This is a genomic window from Rhodococcus sp. HNM0563, from assembly GCF_012726195.1.
GTDB lineage: Bacteria > Actinomycetota > Actinomycetes > Mycobacteriales > Mycobacteriaceae > Rhodococcus.
In genome coordinates, this window is sequence record NZ_JAASAF010000005.1 from 463,351 (window position 1) to 482,476 (window position 19,126).

General features: G+C 66.1%; 18 protein-coding genes. 17 read left to right on the top strand and 1 reads right to left on the bottom strand.

What is annotated here, in order from left to right:
• Nucleotides 1-98 precede the first annotated feature (98 nt).
• From pgsA to HCA61_RS14530, 17 genes are all read left to right on the top strand, one after another.
• Nucleotides 99-773: a phosphatidylinositol phosphate synthase gene (gene pgsA, locus HCA61_RS14450; protein ID WP_169688846.1), complete on the top strand. Its 675-nt coding sequence runs from the start codon at nucleotides 99-101 to the stop codon at nucleotides 771-773.
• A 16-nt stretch (nucleotides 774-789) separates the two neighbouring features.
• Nucleotides 790-1,692, top strand: coding sequence for a phosphatidylinositol mannoside acyltransferase (locus HCA61_RS14455; RefSeq protein WP_169688847.1), 903 nt, complete (start codon nucleotides 790-792; stop codon nucleotides 1,690-1,692).
• Nucleotides 1,693-2,820 carry a glycosyltransferase family 4 protein gene (locus HCA61_RS14460; protein ID WP_169688848.1) on the top strand — a complete coding sequence of 376 codons (1,128 nt, stop codon included), beginning with the start codon at nucleotides 1,693-1,695 and terminating at the stop codon, nucleotides 2,818-2,820. It abuts the gene before it with no gap.
• On the top strand, nucleotides 2,817-3,896 hold the full coding sequence (locus tag HCA61_RS14465) for an NUDIX domain-containing protein (protein ID WP_169688849.1): 1,080 nt from the start codon (nucleotides 2,817-2,819) through the stop codon (nucleotides 3,894-3,896). Before HCA61_RS14460 ends, HCA61_RS14465 begins: the two co-directional genes overlap by 4 nt.
• A 179-nt stretch (nucleotides 3,897-4,075) precedes the next feature.
• Complete coding sequence (pdxS, locus tag HCA61_RS14470) at nucleotides 4,076-4,978, top strand: pyridoxal 5'-phosphate synthase lyase subunit PdxS (RefSeq protein ID WP_169688850.1); 903 nt, start codon at nucleotides 4,076-4,078, stop codon at nucleotides 4,976-4,978.
• A 67-nt stretch (nucleotides 4,979-5,045) separates the two neighbouring features.
• Nucleotides 5,046-5,876, top strand: a complete 831-nt coding sequence (locus HCA61_RS14475; RefSeq protein WP_169688851.1) for an acyl-CoA thioesterase II — start codon at nucleotides 5,046-5,048, stop codon at nucleotides 5,874-5,876.
• A 73-nt stretch (nucleotides 5,877-5,949) separates the two neighbouring features.
• Nucleotides 5,950-6,567, top strand: coding sequence for a pyridoxal 5'-phosphate synthase glutaminase subunit PdxT (pdxT, locus tag HCA61_RS14480; RefSeq protein ID WP_240959548.1), 618 nt, complete (start codon nucleotides 5,950-5,952; stop codon nucleotides 6,565-6,567).
• A gap of 65 nt (nucleotides 6,568-6,632) precedes the next feature.
• Nucleotides 6,633-7,385: a YebC/PmpR family DNA-binding transcriptional regulator gene (locus HCA61_RS14485; protein ID WP_169688853.1), complete on the top strand. Its 753-nt coding sequence runs from the start codon at nucleotides 6,633-6,635 to the stop codon at nucleotides 7,383-7,385.
• Nucleotides 7,386-7,547: 162 nt separating this feature from the next.
• A complete protein-coding gene (ruvC, locus tag HCA61_RS14490; protein WP_169688934.1) occupies nucleotides 7,548-8,126 on the top strand; it encodes a crossover junction endodeoxyribonuclease RuvC in 579 nt (192 codons plus the stop codon).
• Complete coding sequence (gene ruvA / locus HCA61_RS14495; RefSeq protein WP_169688854.1) at nucleotides 8,123-8,722, top strand: Holliday junction branch migration protein RuvA; 600 nt, start codon at nucleotides 8,123-8,125, stop codon at nucleotides 8,720-8,722. The genes ruvC and ruvA overlap by 4 nt, the downstream gene beginning before the upstream one ends.
• Complete coding sequence (ruvB, locus tag HCA61_RS14500) at nucleotides 8,719-9,822, top strand: Holliday junction branch migration DNA helicase RuvB (RefSeq protein ID WP_169688855.1); 1,104 nt, start codon at nucleotides 8,719-8,721, stop codon at nucleotides 9,820-9,822. Before ruvA ends, ruvB begins: the two co-directional genes overlap by 4 nt.
• A gap of 157 nt (nucleotides 9,823-9,979) precedes the next feature.
• Entirely contained in the window at nucleotides 9,980-10,318 is a 339-nt protein-coding gene (gene yajC / locus HCA61_RS14505; RefSeq protein ID WP_169688856.1) for a preprotein translocase subunit YajC, read from the top strand.
• A gap of 133 nt (nucleotides 10,319-10,451) precedes the next feature.
• Nucleotides 10,452-12,293, top strand: a complete 1,842-nt coding sequence (gene secD / locus HCA61_RS14510) for a protein translocase subunit SecD (RefSeq protein WP_169688857.1) — start codon at nucleotides 10,452-10,454, stop codon at nucleotides 12,291-12,293.
• Nucleotides 12,294-12,295: 2 nt separating this feature from the next.
• Complete coding sequence (secF, locus tag HCA61_RS14515; protein WP_169688858.1) at nucleotides 12,296-13,507, top strand: protein translocase subunit SecF; 1,212 nt, start codon at nucleotides 12,296-12,298, stop codon at nucleotides 13,505-13,507.
• Between the two features lies 1 nt (nucleotide 13,508).
• Nucleotides 13,509-15,272, top strand: coding sequence for an ABC transporter substrate-binding protein (locus HCA61_RS14520; RefSeq protein ID WP_169688859.1), 1,764 nt, complete (start codon nucleotides 13,509-13,511; stop codon nucleotides 15,270-15,272).
• 26 nt (nucleotides 15,273-15,298) lie between these two features.
• The gene (locus HCA61_RS14525; protein WP_169688935.1) at nucleotides 15,299-15,826 is read left to right on the top strand and encodes an adenine phosphoribosyltransferase; all 528 of its coding nucleotides are present in this window, start codon (nucleotides 15,299-15,301) and stop codon (nucleotides 15,824-15,826) included.
• A 55-nt stretch (nucleotides 15,827-15,881) separates the two neighbouring features.
• On the top strand, nucleotides 15,882-18,194 hold the full coding sequence (locus tag HCA61_RS14530) for a RelA/SpoT family protein (protein ID WP_169688860.1): 2,313 nt from the start codon (nucleotides 15,882-15,884) through the stop codon (nucleotides 18,192-18,194).
• A gap of 28 nt (nucleotides 18,195-18,222) precedes the next feature.
• On the opposite strand, the gene HCA61_RS14535 is transcribed toward HCA61_RS14530, so the two are convergent.
• Nucleotides 18,223-19,035: a peptidylprolyl isomerase gene (locus tag HCA61_RS14535; protein ID WP_247274192.1), complete on the bottom strand. Its 813-nt coding sequence runs from the start codon at nucleotides 19,033-19,035 to the stop codon at nucleotides 18,223-18,225.
• Between the last annotated feature and the right edge of the window lie 91 nt (nucleotides 19,036-19,126).

A 19,126-nucleotide genomic window follows, 5' to 3' on the forward strand; every position in this document is an offset into this window, starting at 1 on the left:
GGCGGACCAGTCCCTGACCACACCCATGGTCGGACGGTGCGTCGTGGCAGGATCTGGTTCCGGACACGTCGGTCGAAGGGGAAGTCGGGGGTCTCGGGATGCTGAGCTTCTTCGGTCGCGCATCGGTTTCGAAAGTGACCGCACCGCTCGGTCACGCCTTGATCCGCACGGGCCTGACCCCGGATGCCGTAACCATTATCGGCACTGTTGCAACGATCGCGGCTGCCCTCACGCTGTTTCCTTCGGGCCACCTCTTCGTCGGCACACTCGTCATCTGGTTGTTCGTGATGTTCGACATGCTCGACGGTGCAATGGCACGTGCCCGCGGCGGCGGAACACGTTTCGGAGCGGTACTGGATGCCACGTGCGATCGGGTCGCAGACGGAGCGATCTTCGCCGGTCTGGCCTGGTGGGCCGTCTATCACGAGCAGAGCAGGCCGCTGCTGATCGCGACGCTGATCTGCCTCGTGTGCTCGCAGGTGATCTCGTATGCGAAGGCACGTGCCGAAGCCAGCGGTCTGTCGGCCGACGGGGGTCTCATCGAGCGCCCCGATCGTCTCGTGATCGTGCTGGTCGGTTCCGGGTTGACCGGTCTCGGTCTCGACTGGGCGATCCACATAGCGATGTGGTTGCTCGCCGCGGGGTCGGTCATCACAGTGTTCCAGCGCGTACTCGCCGTGCGGGACTCTCCGGGTGCGCGCGAACTGCTACCGATCGCGCCGACATCGGACTCGACGTGTGAGACGGATACCGAGGATGGGGAGCGGTCGTGAACGGCGAGGACCGGGTATGAAGGCGGCCGAGCGTCTCTCGGACCTCGGATACGCGGCGGGATGGCGGCTGGTTCGACTCTTGCCGGAACGCGTCGCGACGCGGCTGTTCGATACGGGAGCCGACTTCGCTGCTCGTCGGAACGGCGGACCGAAGCAACTGCGCCGCAATCTTTCCCGCGTTCTCGGGGTCCCCCCCGAACAGGTCCCGGATGATCTGATCAGGGCTTCGACCCGGTCGTATGCACGATACTGGCGCGAGTCCTTCCGCCTTCCGTCGATGGATCTCGACGCCACCGCGGCGTCGATCGATTCCGCGGTCGAAGGCCGCGAACACATAGAGGCGGCGTTGGCTGCCGGTCGCGGCGTGGTTCTGGCGCTGCCGCACAGCGGCAACTGGGATATGGCCGGCGTGTGGTGTGTCCGCACATACGGCGGGTTGTCCACGGTGGCCGAGCGTCTACGCCCCGAGTCGTTGTTCCGTCGCTTCGTCGAGTACCGAGAGGGCCTCGGGTTCGAGGTGTTCCCTCTTTCGGGTGGTGAGAGCCCCCCGTTCGTCGAGTTGTCGGCGCGTCTGCGCGACAACAAGGTCGTCTGCCTGCTGGGAGAACGCGATCTTGCGCGCAAGGGCGTGCCCGTGACGTTCATGGGAGAATCCACGCGTATGCCTGCCGGACCGGCGAAATTGGCGATCGAGACCAACGCACCCCTACTTCCCGTGCACTGCTGGTTCACCGACGACGGATGGGGATTCCGGGTCCATCCGGAGATCGACGTCAGCGGCGGCATCGGCAGCGCCACGCAGCAACTCGCCGACCGATTCGCTGCCGATATCGCGGAGCACCCTGCAGACTGGCACATGCTGCAACCACTGTGGATGGACGACCTGTCCGACTCACGACGCGCCCGAATGGAGGAGTGAGTGAGGATCGGAATGGTCTGTCCGTACTCGTTCGATGTACCGGGTGGTGTCCAGGCCCACGTCGTGGATCTCGCCGAGGTTCTCATCGCCCGCGGCCACGAGGTGAGCGTGCTCGCGCCCGCCTCCGAGACCACAGCGCTACCCGACTTCGTCGTCTCTGCAGGTAGAGCGGTCGCGATTCCGTACAACGGCTCGGTGGCCCGGCTGAGCTTCGGCCCCGTTTCCTACGCGCGAGTGCGCCGCTGGATCAACGACAACAACTTCGACGTCCTCCACATCCACGAACCGAACGCCCCGAGCCTGTCGATGCTGGCATTGAAAATTGCCGAGGGGCCGATCGTCGCGACGTTCCACACGTCGACGACGAAGTCGCTCGTGCTGAGCACTTTCCAGGGGGTCCTTCAACCGTTCCTCGAGAAGATCAGTGGTCGGATCGCCGTTTCCGAACTTGCTCGCCGCTGGCAGGTCACCTCGCTCGGAGCCGATGCAGTAGAGGTCCCCAACGGAGTCGACGTGCCATTCTTCCGGCACTCTCCGCCGCTTCCCGGATATCCGAGGGCCGGCCGGACGGTGCTGTTCCTGGGCCGCTTCGACGAATCCCGAAAGGGCATGGATGTGCTCGTCGGTGCGTTGCCCGCACTGGTGGCGCGATATCCGAACATCGAGATCCTGGTCGTGGGTCGCGGTGACGAGGACCGACTTCGCAAGGACGCGGGACCGCACGCAGGCCACCTCCGGTTTCTCGGACAGGTCGACGACGACGAGAAGGCCTCCGCCATGCGCAGCGCCGACGTGTACTGCGCACCGAATCTCGGCGGGGAAAGTTTCGGGATCGTCCTCGTCGAGGCGATGGCATCGGGTACGGCCGTCGTCGCCTCCGAACTCGATGCGTTCAGGCGGGTGCTGCGCGACGGGCGAGCAGGGGTGCTCGTCCCCATCGGTGACTCGAAGGCGCTCGCCGACGGCATCCTGGAGGTTCTCGACGACGACGACCGCCGCGCCGCGTTGGTCGACGCCGGATCCGAGGTCGTGGAGACCTACGATTGGCCGGTGGTGGCCGACCAGATCCTGCGGGTGTACGAGACGGTCACCGTCGGCGCCGGCCCCGTGCGGGAGGTGCGGTCGTGACTCTCAGCGCTCTGACGATCCTCGTACTGTCGCTGATCGCAGCCGTCGTCCTGTTGCTCGGCCTGTGGGCATACGCGACCGCGAATCGCCTCGATCGGTTGCACGTGCGGTCGGACCTCTCGTGGCAGGCGCTCGATGCAGCCCTTGCCCGTCGCGCCGTGGTGGTGCGCAGCATCGCAGCATCCACGTCCGCGGCGGAGGGCCGCCGATTGTCGGCGCTCGCCGACCGAGCGGAACGTGCCGACCGTGCGCATCGGGAGGCCGCCGAGAACGAACTGTCCGTTGCGCTGGCCGGTCTCGATGCGGAGCGTCTGCGCCCGCAGCTGGTCGCCGAACTCGCCGACTCGGAAGCCCGCGTGCTCATCGCCAGAAGGTTCCACAACGATGCTGTGCGCGACACACTCGCGTTACGCACCCGTCGCCCAGTGCGGTGGCTTCATCTCGGCGGCACCGCCCCGCTGCCGACCTATTTCGAGATCGCCGAACGCGAAGTCGACAACGCCGGTGCCGTCGAGAGAACCGGCGACGTCGAGAAGACGGGGGTTGTTCCCTCGCAGTCACGGACGCCGGATCGGGCTCGCACATCGGCGCGGGTCGTGTTGTTCGACGACAGCGGGCGCGTGCTGCTGCTTCGCGGTCATGATCCGGCACGTCCGGAGGTGTGCTTCTGGTTCACCGTCGGCGGTGCCGTGGAACCGGGCGAGGATCTGCGTGTCGCGGCCGTCCGGGAACTCGCCGAGGAGACCGGACACGGCGTCGCCCCCGAACAGCTTGTCGGTCCGGTATGGCGGCGAGTGGCCGTCTTCCCGTTCAACGGTGAGGTCCTGCATTCCGAAGAACTGTTCTTCGTCCTCCAGACACCCGGATTCGAACCGGGTTCCGAGGGGTTCACCGAACTCGAACGTCGCATGGACCTCGAGTTCAGGTGGTTCGACAACGACGGACTCCGCGAACTGGTCGCTGCCGGAGAACCGCTGTATCCGCAGGACCTGCCGGAACTCCTCGATGAGGCAAGGCGTCTTGCAGGCAGCCGAACGCACACCGCATCGAACACTCCGCTGCGCGCCATCCGCTGACCCGGCCGGCGACCGATAAGGCCAGCGCATCGCGACTGGCTATGGGGAACACCCGCCATGCGGTCATAGGCTCGGCGGGTCGCTATCTGCGTCGGCGCGCCGACCCTTCCGCGCTGTGCCGTCGTGTCGGATCGCTGCATCCCGTTCTGCTGTGTCGAGATCTTCTGAGGAGTTCAGCTGTGAGTACCCCGGACACCACCGCCCCCACCGGGACCGCCCGCGTCAAGCGAGGCATGGCCGAAATGCTCAAGGGCGGTGTGATCATGGATGTGGTGACGCCGGACCAAGCGAAGATCGCAGAGGACGCAGGTGCGGTCGCGGTAATGGCACTCGAACGCGTGCCCGCGGACATCCGCGCACAGGGAGGGGTCTCGCGGATGAGTGACCCCGACATGATCGACGGCATCATCGAGGCCGTGTCGATTCCTGTCATGGCGAAGGCTCGGATCGGACACTTCGTCGAGGCACAGGTATTGCAGGCGCTCGGAGTCGACTACATCGACGAATCCGAGGTCCTCACCCCCGCCGACTACGAGAACCACATCGACAAGTTCGCGTTCACCGTGCCTTTCGTGTGTGGTGCCACCAACCTCGGGGAAGCGTTGCGCCGTATCAACGAGGGCGCCGCGATGATCCGTTCCAAGGGGGAGGCGGGCACCGGCGATGTCTCCAACGCCACTACCCACATGCGGCAGATCCGTCAGCAACTCCGGCGGCTGAGCTCGCTACCCGAAGACGAGCTCTACGTTGCAGCGAAAGAACTGCAGGCCCCGTACGACCTCGTCGTCGAGGTTGCGAAGGCAGGCAAACTTCCGGTGACGTTGTTCACGGCCGGGGGAATCGCCACGCCTGCGGATGCTGCGATGATGATGCAACTCGGCGCAGAAGGCGTGTTCGTCGGCTCCGGGATCTTCAAATCCGGCAACCCCGAGCAGCGCGCCGCAGCAATCGTCAAGGCCACCACCTTCTATGACGATCCCGACGTGCTCGCGAAGGTGTCTCGTGGGCTGGGCGAAGCCATGGTCGGCATCAACGTCGACGACATTCCGGTGCCGCATCGGCTCGCCGAGCGCGGTTGGTAGCCATCCCTGCCTTGTCACCGGGGCCCGGCGGATAACCTACTTCCGAGTACAAACGGAAAGGTCCCGCATGGCGAAGATCGAAGACATCCTCGAGCTCGAACGAATCGAAGAGAACATCTTCCGCGGTATTGCGACGGAGACGTTGCTGCCTCGGACGTTCGGCGGCCAGGTGGCGGGGCAGGCGCTGGTATCGGCGGTCCGCACCGTGGTTCCGGAGTTCCAGGTCCATTCCCTGCACGGCTATTTTCTCCGTCCGGGAGATCCCACGAAGGGCATCGTGTACCAGGTCGACCGGATCCGGGACGGGCGCTCGTTCTGCACGCGCCGGGTCACCGCCGTCCAGGACGGACGTGCGATCTTCACGATGTCGGCGTCCTTCCACGTCGACGATCGTGGCCTCGAGCATCAGGACGAGATGCCTACGGTGCCCCGACCGGAAGAGCTCCCCGACGCGAAGACCCTCGTCGAACAGGGCCGTGAGGAGTTTGCGTGGGCGTTGCGTGAGTGGTCGAACTGGGATTTCCGATTCGTGCCCCCGGAGCACATGGTCGCGGACCGGGGCGTGGCTGCGCACCAGCGGGTGTGGTTCCGTTCGCGTGCCGCACTTCCGGACGACCCGGTCTTCCACGTGTGCACACTCGCCTACATGAGCGATATGACCTTGCTCGGTTCCGCTCATGTGATTCATCCCGACGTAGCCACCCAGGACGCGTCGCTCGATCACGCCATGTGGTTCCTGCGTCCGTTCCGGGCCGACGACTGGTTGCTCTACGACCAGACGTCCCCGTCGGCGGGGTTCGGCCGTGCGTTGACCCAGGGCCGGATCTACGACAGTGAAGGAAACATGGTCGCCGCCGTCGTGCAGGAAGGGCTTACGCGCTGTCTGCGTGAGTCCTGATCTGCTCGGACCGTGTGGAGCGGCGGCCGCCGATGATATGAGAGGAAGGCGGTCGGCCGTGGCAACTTCGCTGCTGCACACCACCCCGACGATCGGAGTGCTCGCACTCCAAGGCGATGTGCGGGAGCATCGAGCAGCGCTCGAGGCGGCAGGTGCGCGCACCGTCGCGCTACGCCGTGAACGAGAACTCGATGCGGTCGACGGGATCGTGATTCCCGGTGGCGAATCGACGACCATGAGTAGGCTCCTCCGAGTCTTCGACCTGCTCGAACCGCTCCGTACGCGTCTGAAGGACGGGATACCTGCGTACGGCTCGTGCGCCGGGATGATTCTGCTCGCCACCGAGGTACTCGACACCCGTTCCGATGCCGAGCATCTCGACGTGCTCGACATTGCCGTGCGGCGGAATGCCTTCGGTCGCCAGGTGGATTCGTTCGAGACCGATATCGACATGGTCGGCATCGACGATGGACCGGTGCGGGCCGTGTTCATTCGCGCACCATGGGTGGAGCGGGTCGGTGCCGGGGTCGATGTCCTCGCGCGGGTTCCCCACGGCCCGGCCGCGGGGCGGGTCGTGGCGGTGCGGCGGGACGCGGTGTTCGCGACGTCGTTCCATCCCGAGGTGACCGGTGATCTGCGGGTCCATCGGCTCTTCGTCGAGGCGGTGCGCTCGCACGTCGCGGGCCGGTAGGTAGACTCGACTCTCCGAACTGTCGGTTTCACCGACTTCACATCGCCGGAAGGGGCTCGAAGCGAATGAGCGGCCACTCCAAATGGGCCACCACCAAGCACAAGAAGGCGGCCATCGACGCCAAGCGCGGCAAGATGTTCGCGAAACTCATCAAGAACATCGAGGTGGCAGCTCGTACCGGTGGTGGGGACCCCGGCGGGAATCCGACCCTGTTCGACGCCATTCAGAAGGCGAAGAAGAGTTCGGTTCCGAACGACAACATCGAACGGGCGCGTAAGCGCGGTGGCGGCGAGGAAGCCGGCGGCGCCGACTGGCAGACCATCACCTACGAGGGGTACGGCCCCAACGGTGTCGCGTTGCTCATCGAGTGCCTGACCGACAATCGTAATCGTGCTGCGGGCGAGGTCCGCACCGCAATGACTCGTAACGGCGGCAATATGGCCGATCCGGGCTCCGTCGCATACCTGTTCACCCGCAAGGGTGTCGTCACGCTCGAGAAGAACGGCCGGACGGAGGACGACCTTCTCGAGATCGTCCTCGACGCCGGCGCCGAAGAGATCAACGACCTCGGCGAGTCCTTCGAGATCGTCTCCGAACCGACGGACCTCGTTGCAGTTCGCACCGCGCTCATCGATGCGGGAATCGACTATGACGCAGCGGATCCCGACTTCCGTGCGTCGGTCGAGGTGCCTGTCGATGCGGAGGGCGCGCGGAAGGTCATGAAGCTGATCGATGCGCTCGAGGATTGCGACGATGTGCAGGACGTCTACTCGAACGTCGACATCCCCGACGAAGTCCTCGCCGAACTCGACGCCTGATCGACCGCCGTGGCGTCGGCCCCCGGGGCGGGCGCCACGACAGGTCGGATGTGCACACGGGCCTGAGCCGACGACACGGCCGGTGCGTGTCCTCGAGGCCGCGGCCGTGGTGTTCCGCTAGGCTCTCGAACAACTGTTCGTAGCGCGGGAAGGGTGTGGCGGTTGCGTGTGATGGGTGTCGACCCCGGCCTGACACGATGCGGATTCGGGATGGTCGACACCGGCCGAGGCCGGGTCGTCGTGCCCGTTGCTGTCGACGTGATCCGCACGCCCCCGGATCTCGATCTTGCCGAGCGGCTGTTGCAGATCTCCGATGCCGCCGAAGACTGGCTCGACCGTTACAAGCCGGACGTTGTCGCCGTCGAGCGGGTCTTCTCCCAGAACAACGTCCGCACCGCGATGGGAACCGCGCAGGCAGGGGGCGTGGTCGCCCTGTCGGCCGCCCGACGGGGTATCCCGGTCATGTTCCACACTCCTAGCCAGGTCAAATCCGCGGTCACCGGGAACGGCAGTGCCGACAAGAAGCAGATGACCGCGATGGTCACCCGTATCCTCGGGCTCGATACCCCGCCGAAACCGGCCGACGCCGCCGACGCATTGGCCTTGGCCATCTGTCACTGTTGGCGGGCGCCGATGCTGGCGCGGATGGCGGCAGCAGAAGCTGCGGCGGAAGAACAGAAGCGACGGTACGAACAACGGTTACGCGAACAGGTCGCGGCCCGGAAGGCAGGGACACGGTGATCGCCTCGGTACGCGGAGAGGTCCTCGAGATCGGCCTCGACCACGTCGTCATCGAATGCGGTGGGATCGGGTACCGCGTCAACGCCACACCGGCCACCCTCGCGACGTTGCGTCGTGGCGAGGAGACGCGACTCGTGACAGCGATGATCGTCCGCGAGGATTCCATGACCCTCTACGGATTCGCCGATTCGGAGGCGCGGGATCTCTTCGGACTACTGCAGACGGTGTCGGGTGTGGGCCCCCGCCTCGCGATGGCGACCCTGGCCGTCCTCGAACCTGCAGCGCTGCGCGCTGCCCTCGCCGACGGGAACACCGCGGCACTGACCCGGGTGCCCGGTATCGGCAAGCGCGGCGCCGAGCGCATGATCGTCGAACTACGCGACAAAGTCGCCGCGTACGGCGTCGACGAGAACGCGCCCACCTCGTCGGCGATATCCACGCCGATCAGAGAGCAGGTCGTCGAGGCCCTCGTCGGCCTGGGCTTTCCACTCAAGCAGGCGGAACAGTCGACCGACGCTGTGCTGACGGCGAATCCCGCCGCCGACACCTCCACCGCATTGCGTGCCGCGCTGTCGGCGTTGGGTAAGGCACGATGACCGACGACACACCCGCTCCGTTCGCCGACGAGTTCGGCGAGGAATCGCCGGTGACAGCCGAATACACCTCGTCCGACGGCGATATCGAAGCGAGCCTCCGGCCGAAGAGTCTCGACGATTTCATCGGTCAACCCCGGGTCCGGGAGCAGCTGCAACTGGTGCTACGCGGTGCCAAGATGCGCGGCGGCACGCCCGACCACATCCTCCTGTCCGGCCCACCCGGGCTGGGGAAGACCTCGATGGCGATGATCATCGCAGGCGAGCTGGGATCCTCGCTCCGGCTGACATCAGGCCCGGCACTCGAACGCGCAGGCGACCTTGCCGCGATGTTGTCGAACCTGGTCGAAGGCGATGTTCTCTTCATCGATGAGATCCACCGTATCGCCCGCCCTGCCGAGGAGATGCTCTATCTCGCGATGGAGGACTTCCGGGTGGATGTCGTCGTCGGCAAGGGCCCCGGCGCGACATCGATCCCCCTCGAGGTCGCCCCGTTCACCCTGGTCGGCGCGACCACGCGTTCCGGCGCCCTCACCGGCCCGCTGCGCGACCGTTTCGGCTTCACCGCTCACATGGACTTCTACGACCCGCCCGAACTCCAGCGGATCCTGCAGCGCTCGGCCCGCATACTCGGTATCGACCTGCACGAAGATGCCAGCGCGGAGATCGCCGGTCGTTCCCGTGGCACCCCGCGCATCGCGAACCGCCTGCTACGACGTGTCCGCGACTACGCCGATGTTCGCGCCGACGGCATCGTCACACGCGAGATCGCACAGGCCGCTCTCGAGGTGTACGACGTGGACCCGATCGGGCTCGATCGCCTCGACCGTGCCGTGCTCGGTGCGCTCGTGCGCAGCTTCGGAGGCGGACCGGTGGGTGTGTCGACGCTTGCGGTTGCAGTAGGCGAGGAACCTGCCACGGTCGAGGAGGTCTGCGAACCGTTCCTCGTACGTGCCGGCATGGTGGCACGCACTCCACGGGGACGTGTCGCGACGCAGGCCGCGTGGTTGCAGCTTGGCCTGACACCCCCTCCGGACGCTGCCGCCGGCGGGATCGAGGTGCGTGCCCGCGAACCGCACGTCGATTCGTATGCCGAGGAGTGAAGGCGTCTCATCGCCGCACACCGGACGGCAGGACATACCTTCCCGTTCGAGGTAGTGGCACACTGGTCTATTGCGTCGGTCCGTGGAGGCCGACAGAGCGTTGCTGTGGCGGACGCCATGGCTACACCGGTTACGAACCCGAGGACTGACTTCAACGATGGAATTGCTCTTCCCGCTCCTGATTCTCGCACTGCTCGTGCCCACGTTCCTGGGTGTGCGGCGCCAGAAGAAGGAGATGCAGAAGGTTACCGCCCTTCAAGACTCCTTGACTGTCGGCGACCGAGTCGTCACTACAGCGGGTCTGCACGCCACCGTGGTGGACCTGCACGACGACACCGTCGGTCTCGAGGTGGCCCCGGGCGTCGTCACAGTGTGGTCGCGCTTGGTCATCCGTGAGCGGATCGAGGAGCCGGCCGTGGCCGATGACCTCGACTCGATTTCGCTCCGCAAGGACGCCGACACCACATCACCCGAGGCGGGTCCGACCGAGCACTGAGGCGTACGCTCAGCCGTCTCGACCCGCCGACGCGTCCCACGTGGTCGACACCGCGGTAGCCGGTGTCGATCCGTCACGCCCTGCGCGGCCGCTTCACCGACCCACTCACTCGTATCGAGGAGACTGACAGACCGTGGCACCTTCCAATGGATCGGTGCATCCCGCGCGCGCACTTGCCCTGTTCGGGGTGATTCTCGTCGCGTTGTATGCACTGGTCTTCTTCACCGGGGACAAGTCGCCGACCCCGAAACTCGGCATCGATCTGCAAGGCGGCACGCGAGTGACGCTGACGGCACGCACCCCCGATGGGAGCAACCCGAGCCAGGAGAGTCTCTCGCAGGCCCAGCAGATCATCGAGACCCGTGTCAACGGTCTCGGCGTGTCGGGTTCCGAGGTCGTCGTCGACGGCGACAACCTGGTGATCACGGTTCCCGGCGACGACAGTGCGCAGGCCAAGACGCTGGGCCAGACCGCCCGTCTGTACATCCGGCCGGTCATCGGTGGTCCGATCGACAGTTCCATGACGGCGGACCAGCTCACCGAGCAGGCGCCGGCGGACGGAGTGGATCCCGCAGCGCCGCAGGGCGCCGATCCCGCCGCGCCGCAGGGCGCCGATCCCGCCGCGCCGCAGGGCGCCGATCCCACCGCACCGGAAGGCACTGACCCGGCAGCACCGGTTCAGCCGGAGTCTGCGGAGCAGACACCGAACGATGCTCCGGAACCGCAGGGCCGACCGTTCCCAGCGCAGGACCCCACCGATACTCCCGCCGAAACCGATGCTCCGGCCGAGCCCGGGGACGACTCTGCTCCCGCACCGGAGCAACCTGCCCCGGCACCGCAGGACTCCGAGCCGCTGACCCAGCAGGAGCAGGCCGCAGCCGACATCGCCGCAGCGAAGGCGACCAGGCAGAGCGAAGACCCGATGGTGCAGCAGGAAGCCGCGCTCGCCCTCGACTGCTCGGCCACCGATCCGTTGGCAGGCAACGATGATCCGGCGCTCCCGCTCGTGGCATGTTCGACCGACGGCACGGCGATCTACCTGCTCGGACCGAGCATCATCGATGGGCAGCAGATCGACGACGCGACGTCGGGTTTCAACAGCCAGCAGTCGCGTTACGAGGTGAGCCTGACATTCGATGACGAAGGCAGCACCACCTGGGCGCAGTACACCGCCGCGAACATCGGTTCGCAGGCTGCATTCGTGCTCGATTCGAAGGTCGTGAGTGCACCCGTCATCCAGGGCGCGACACCTGCGGGTAGCGCCACCTCGATCACGGGCCAGTTCACCAACACCCAGGCCGCCGAGTTGGCGAACACCCTCAAGTACGGCTCGCTCCCGTTGTCGTTCGTAGCCTCCGAAGCCCAGACGGTGTCCGCGACGCTGGGCTTCGCTTCTCTCGAAGCGGGTCTGATCGCCGGTGCGGTCGGTCTGGTTCTGGTTCTGATCTTCTGCCTCGTGTACTACCGGGCGCTGGGTCTGCTCACCGCGTTGTCGCTGGTGCTCGCCGGCCTGGCCGTCTACGCGATCATGGTGCTGCTCGGCCGCTACATCGGGTACACCCTCGACCTGGCGGGTATCGCAGGCCTCATCATCGGAATCGGCATGACTGCCGACTCGTTCGTCGTGTTCTTCGAACGAATCAAGGACGAGATCCGGGAGGGCCGCAGCTTCCGGTCGGCGGTACCGCGTGGTTGGGCTCGCGCCCGCCGCACCATCCTCTCGGGTAACGCAGTCAGTTTCATCGCTGCCGCCGTGTTGTATGTCCTGGCAGTCGGCCAGGTTCGTGGCTTCGCATTCACCCTGGGTCTGACCACGATCCTCGACGTCGTGGTGGTCTTCCTTGTGACCTGGCCACTCGTCCACCTCGCGTCCAAGTCGAAGACGTGGTCCAAGCCGAGCATGAACGGTCTCGGCGCGATTCAAGAGGTGGCGCGTGAGCGTCAGCTCGCTGCGGCTTCGGCGAAGGAGGCGTGACGATGACCGACACGACGACGACGGCATCGACCGGCTCGCGGAAGGGAAGGCTCTCCGGTCTGTACACCGGCACAGGAGCCTTCGAGATCATCGGACAGCGCAAGCGCTACTACATCATCACCGCCGCGATCGTGGCGGTCGCTCTGCTGAGCATGCTCGTGCGCGGTTTCACCTGGGGTATCGATTTCGAGGGTGGTACCCGGATTCAGATGCCCGCGGTGGCAGGCGCGACCACCTCCGACGTCGAAACGGTGTTCAGCGACACGCTCGGATCCGAGCCGGAATCGGTGCAGACCGTCGGTGCGGGAGCGGGAGCAACCTTCCAGATCCGGTCGGAGGCTCTCGACCTGGGGCAGGTCGAGGCGGTGCAGACCGCGCTGTACGACGAATTCCAGCCGCTGGGTGCCGACGGAGAGCCGTCGCGCAACGCCATCAGCGTCGCGGACGTCAGCGAGACCTGGGGCGGACAGATCACGCAGAAGGCGCTGATCGCACTGCTCGTGTTCCTGGTGATCGTGAGCGTCTACATCGGGGTTCGGTACGAGCGGGACATGGCGATCGCGGCCATCGCCGCGATGTTCTTCGACATCATCGTCACCGCAGGCGTCTACTCCCTGATCGGGTTCGAGGTGACACCCGCGACCGTCATCGGTCTGCTGACGATCCTCGGGTTCTCGCTGTACGACACGGTGGTCGTATTCGACAAGGTCGAGGAGAACACGCGCGGGCTCATGCATCTGCACCGCCGGACCTACGCGGAACAGACCAACCTGGCGGTCAACCAGACTCTGATGCGGTCGATCAACACCACGATCATCTCGGTGCTGCCGGTGATCGCACTGATGGTGATCGCCGTGTGGATGCTCGGTGTGGGAACCCTCAAGGACCTCGCGCTCGTGCAGCTGGTGGGAATCGTGGTCGGTGCGTACTCGTCGGTGTTCTTCGCGAGTCCGCTACTAGTTACGCTCAAGGAATGGCGTGGCCCGATCGCGAAGCACACCCGCAAGGTCCTCGCGAAGCGGGAAGAGGCAGCGGCGCGTGCGCAGAGCCGTGCCGGTGACCTCGCACCCGCGGGCGGTGACCTCGCGCACGCGGGCGACGATGCCTCGGCCGCGCCGACCGTGAGCTTCGCTTCGCAGCGCCCGGCGCCTCCACAGCGGACTCCGCAACCAGGTGCCCGCCCGACCGGAAAGCGTGCCAAGAGAAGGTCCTGATATGGCTGCGAGCGAAAGCAACGAGCGACCCCACCAGCGACCCCACCAGCGACGCAGCCGACTCCTCCGGAGGTTGGTTGCGGTCGGCGCGGCACTTACCGCGGCCGCCGTGACCACCGTGGCGTGCAGCACGGAAGACGAGCCGCTGCCGTCGATCGGATACATGATCGACAACACAGTGACCTCGTACAACGCGAATACGGTGGACGGGGCTGCCTCCGGAGCCCGGCAGGCGCTGGCCAGGGTCCTGCCCGGTTTCGGGTACGTGGGCCCGGCCGGCCGCGTCGTCGCCGACACCGACATCGGTACGGCAACGGTGATCCCGGGCGACCAGCTCACCGTCCAGTACCGGCTCTCGCCCGGCAGCGTCTACTCCGACGGTGTGCCGATGTCATGCGACGACCTTGTGCTCACCTGGGCTGCCGCCAGCGGGCGTTTCACCGCGCCGGACGAGTCGGGTACCGAGACCGATCTGTTCGATGCGGCGCTCCGCGGCGGCTACGCCGACATCGAGCGCATCGACTGCGCACCTGGTTCCAAGGACGCGACCGTGGTGTTCCGTCCGGACCGTGGAGACGCCGACTGGAAGTCGCTGTTCGGTGCCACCGAGCTGATGCCTTCCCACGTCGTAGCGCGGGCTTCCGGGGTCACCGACCTGGTGGGTGTCCTGACCGGCGGTGACGTCGAGGCGGTCCGGCCGATCGCCGAATTCTGGAACACCGGGTGGGCTTTGACACCGGGAGCTCTGGATCCGGCTCTGTTGCCGTCGTCCGGGCCGTATCGGATCGAGTCATACACCGAAGACGAGGGGCTCGTCCTCGTAGCGAACGACCGGTGGTGGGGTAATCCGCCCGGCACCGACCGGATCGTCGTGTGGCCCCGAGGGACCGCCGCGCAGGCCGCAGCCGAGGACGGACGGGTCCAGGTCGTCGACAGTGCCGACGGAGCGCTCGGGCACATCTCGGCGCTCGGGGAGACGGTGGAGTCGACTACCTCGGCCTCGCGCAACCTCGAACAACTCGTCTTCGCGACGAATGGGGTCTTCGAGAATCCCGCAGCTCGCCGAGCACTGGCGTCGTGCGTGCCGCGGCAGCAACTGTTCGACGAACTCGGTGCTGCGACCGACGACGAACGATCGGGTCTCGTCGGGTCGAGATTGCTCCCGACGGATTCGCCACTGTATCCACTCGTATTGGGGCCGTCCGACCGGTTCGGCACGGTGGATCTCGACGCGGCGCGTTCTGAGCGTGACCGTTCGGGGCAGGAGCGGATCCAGGTGCGGATCGGATACACGGCACCGGACATGCGTCGCGCGCGCACTGTCGAACTGATCGCGCAGTCGTGCCGTGATGCAGGCATCGACGTCGTCGACGCGGGGGCCGAGGCGTTCGTCCCGTCGCAGCTCGGTGCGGGTGAGATCGACGCGGTGCTCGCCGGGACCGCCGGGGTGTCGGGGGCAGGCGGCCGGGCCGACATGGAAGGTGCACGTGGCGCACTGCATTCACGTGCGGGAAGCAACATCGGCGGCTACGCCAACGGGCGTATCGACGAGATCCTCGACGGTCTCCTCGTGGCCGGGGACAATGCGACGGTGCTGGGGCTCGTGGAGGAGGGCGAGCGGATCCTGTGGGACGAGATGCCCACACTGCCGCTGTTCCTGCAGCCGCGCACCATCGGATTCGCCCCGAACATGCACGCCGCGCTCAGCAATCCGACGGCAGCAGGTGCGGGTTGGAATATGGATCGGTGGATACTTACCGGGTGAACGTTCTACGCACTGCCGATCCCGACCTGCTCCGAGAGGCCGCTGCTGCGGTGACGGCCCACACGCGCTGGGTCGACGATTTTCCAAGCCCCGGCGTTCGTTTTGCCGATCTCACACCGGTGTTCGCTCACGGCCCGGCGTACGCGGCAGTCGTCGCGGCGCTGGCCTCGGCCGCACCGGACGCCGAGATCGTTGCCGGGATCGATGCCCGCGGTTTCCTGCTCGGCGGTGGGATGGCGCGCGAACTCGGTGTGGGCGTGCTCGCCGTGCGCAAAGCAGGCAAACTGCCGCCACCGGTGCAGACGTGTGAGTACACGCTCGAGTACGGTACGGCCGCCATCGAGATTCCCGACGAGTCGCCGTCGTTGCGTGGGCGCAGAGTTCTCGTGGTGGACGATGTCCTCGCCACCGGCGGGACGCTCGGCGCCACTCTGGAACTGCTCGAGCGGGTCGGGGCGGACGTCGTCGGGGTCACCGTGGTGACCGAACTCGAGGCGCTCGGCGGACGTGCGCGCCTGGAAAGCTACCCGCTGACGTCGCTGGTGCGTCTCTGAGGATTACAGTTGGCGGAAAGCCGGTGTTCCGGAGCCAGCGATGGGAGGAACGGGGATGACCCAGAATCTTGACAAGTCCCAGAGCGCTGGTGCGGCACCCGCAGCGACACCTGCGTCGAGCTCGGCGTCGCGGCGTGTGCGGGCTCGCCTCGCGCGCCGGATCACCGGTCAGCGCGGCACCACCGTCAAGCCGGTGCTCGAACCGCTGGTGACGATCCATCGCGAGCTGTATCCCAAGGCCGACCTGTCGCAATTGCAGCGTGCCTACGATGTTGCGGAGGAACGGCACGCGAGCCAGCGGCGCAAATCCGGCGATCCGTACATCACCCACCCGCTGGCGGTCGCGACGATCCTCGCCGAACTGGGCATGGATACGACGACGTTGATCGCCGCGTTGCTGCACGACACGGTCGAAGACACCGGCTACAGCCTCGAACAGCTCACCTCGGAGTTCGGGGAGGAAGTCGCGCACCTCGTCGACGGTGTCACCAAGCTCGACAAGGTCGTGCTCGGCAACGCCGCGGAGGCCGAGACCATCCGAAAGATGATCATCGCCATGGCCCGTGATCCCCGGGTGCTGGTGATCAAGGTGGCCGACCGACTGCACAACATGCGCACGATGCGATTCCTGCCGCCCGAGAAGCAGGCACGTAAGGCTCGGGAAACGCTCGAGGTCATCGCGCCGCTCGCGCACCGACTCGGGATGGCGACCGTCAAGTGGGAACTCGAGGACCTCTCGTTCGCGATCCTGCATCCGAAGAAGTACGAGGAGATCGTGCGATTGGTCGCGAACCGCGCCCCGTCCCGCGACACATATCTGGCCAAGGTGCGCGACGAGATCGGGTCCTCGCTCGCTGCGTCACGGATCGATGCCACCGTCGAGGGCCGCCCCAAGCACTACTGGTCGATCTATCAGAAGATGATCGTCAAGGGCCGCGACTTCGACGACATCCACGACCTGGTGGGTATGCGGATTCTGTGCAACGAGGTCCGCGACTGCTACGCCGCTGTCGGCGTCGTCCATTCCCTGTGGCAGCCCATGGCGGGGCGGTTCAAGGACTACATCGCGCAGCCGCGGTACGGCGTGTATCAGTCGCTGCACACGACGGTCATCGGTCCCGAAGGGAAGCCGCTCGAAGTGCAGATCCGGACGCGCGACATGCACCGCACCGCCGAGTTCGGGATTGCCGCGCACTGGCGGTACAAGGAGACGAAAGGCCGGCATTCGGGCGATGTCGCCGAGGTCGACGACATGGCGTGGATGCGTCAACTGCTCGACTGGCAACGTGAAGCCGCCGATCCCGGCGAGTTCCTCGAATCTCTGCGTTACGACCTCGCCGTCAAAGAGATCTTCGTGTTCACCCCCAAGGGCGAGGTCATCACGTTGCCATCGGGTTCGACCCCCGTGGACTTCGCGTACGCGGTGCATACGGAAGTCGGACATCGATGTATCGGGGCACGGGTCAACGGAAGACTCGTAGCCCTCGAACGCAAACTCGAGAACGGCGAGGTCGTCGAGGTGTTCACCTCGAAGGACCCGAATGCCGGTCCGAGCCGCGACTGGCAGGCGTTCGTTGTCTCTCCCCGGGCGAAGGCGAAGATCCGGCAGTGGTTCGCGAAGGAACGCCGGGAGGAAGCACTCGAAGCGGGCAAGGAAGCGATCGCGAAGGAAGTCCGCCGGGTCGGGCTACCGTTGCAGCGGTTGATGAACGCCGACCTGATGGTGGCGGTCGCCAAGGAACTGCACTACGCCGATGTGTCGGCGCTCTACACAGCTGTCGGTGAGCATCATGTCTCCGCTCACCACGCCGTCCAACGCCTCGTCGCCTTGCTCGGCGGTGTCGGCGGCGTCGAAGAAGAACTCGCCGAACGGTCCACACCGTCCACGATCCCCACCCGCTCGCGGCAGAGCGGCGACTCCGGGATCCTCGTCCCGGGCGCGCCGGGCACCGTGTCGAAGCTCGCGAAGTGCTGTACCCCGGTCCCGGGCGACGAGATCATGGGGTTCGTGACGCGCACCGGCTCGGTGAGCGTGCACCGCACGGACTGCACGAATGCGGGTTCTCTGCGTGAGCAATCCGAGCGGATCATCGAGGTCGAGTGGGCGCCGTCGCCGTCATCGGTGTTCCTCGTCGCGATCCAGATCGAGGCACTCGACCGGCATCGGTTGCTCTCCGACGTGACGAAGGCGCTGGCCGACGAGAAGGTCAACATTCTGTCTGCATCCGTCACCACCACCGGCGACCGGGTCGCGGTGAGCCGATTCACCTTCGAAATGGGTGATCCGAAGCATCTCGGGCACGTGCTGAACGTGGTCCGCAATGTCGAGGGCGTTTACGACGTCTACCGCGTGACCTCGGCGGCCTAGGTGTAGTTCCCGGGGACGGATCGAGCGGTCACCCCACCGACGTGATCGTCACAGGGGTGTTCGGTACGCCGCCGCCCAGAATCGAGCTGGCGTCGTGACCGGTCGCCGCCGCGGCATCAAGGAGTGCCAGTGACTCGTCGGTGATGCGTGCGAAGGCCGTGTAATCGGGGCGCAGCAGCGTGTCGCCGGTGATCAGGAAGAACTGACTTCCGTTCGTGTCGGCTCTGCCGCTGTCCGCCACGGCTACCGTCCCGCGCGGGTAGGCGACTATCTGCGGGGGCCTTCCCGTCGCGGTCTGTGCCGTCAACTGCTGCACTGGATACTCGTCCGGATAGGTGTAGCCCGGCCCACCTGTGCCGGTCCCGGTCGGATCGCCACACTGGTAGTACTGCTGACCGATTTCGTCGGCCAGTCGATGGCATGACGTGCCGTTGTAGAAGCCTTGTCGGGCCAGGCTGACGAAACTGTTGACCGTGCAGGGAGCACGGCCTCTGTCGAGGACGAGATCGATGCGGCCGATGGAGGTCTCGAACGTTACGCCCGCTGAGCCGGTCGTCGATGCGGATGTCGAGGGAAGTGTCGCGCTCCGGGCAGCCGATCCCGACGTCGTGTACGTGCAGGAGACCGTGGGGGAATCCACCGGAGGGGTCTCGGGGAGGCGGGGGTAACGGGACACGGCTTCGCTGGTCAGTGCGTGACTGGGAGCCTGGGTTGTGGTGGCGGGTGGAGGTGTTGCGGCTGTACCGCTGGAACAGCCGGCTGTCAGTGTTGCACCGAGGAGCACGCCTGCGGCGGCGAAACCGCGCAATCCGGACGAGCCGATCGATGTAGGAGAGATCACAGAGTTGGTAGCGTAGCCGACAGAATCACGATTCGATAGAGGTGTTGTCAATTTTCCGTAAACCGCAGACGGATGTGTCGGCGGCCGACAT

Coding starts and splice junctions, on each gene's coding strand:
- HCA61_RS14455 (WP_169688847.1), top strand. CDS start 790: ATGAAGGCGGCCGAGCGTCTCTCGGACCTCGGATACGCGGCGGGATGG.
- secF (WP_169688858.1), top strand. CDS start 12,296: ATGACCGACACGACGACGACGGCATCGACCGGCTCGCGGAAGGGAAGG.
- ruvB (WP_169688855.1), top strand. CDS start 8,719: ATGACCGACGACACACCCGCTCCGTTCGCCGACGAGTTCGGCGAGGAA.
- HCA61_RS14485 (WP_169688853.1), top strand. CDS start 6,633: ATGAGCGGCCACTCCAAATGGGCCACCACCAAGCACAAGAAGGCGGCC.
- HCA61_RS14520 (WP_169688859.1), top strand. CDS start 13,509: ATGGCTGCGAGCGAAAGCAACGAGCGACCCCACCAGCGACCCCACCAG.
- HCA61_RS14475 (WP_169688851.1), top strand. CDS start 5,046: ATGGCGAAGATCGAAGACATCCTCGAGCTCGAACGAATCGAAGAGAAC.
- pgsA (WP_169688846.1), top strand. CDS start 99: ATGCTGAGCTTCTTCGGTCGCGCATCGGTTTCGAAAGTGACCGCACCG.
- yajC (WP_169688856.1), top strand. CDS start 9,980: ATGGAATTGCTCTTCCCGCTCCTGATTCTCGCACTGCTCGTGCCCACG.
- HCA61_RS14530 (WP_169688860.1), top strand. CDS start 15,882: ATGACCCAGAATCTTGACAAGTCCCAGAGCGCTGGTGCGGCACCCGCA.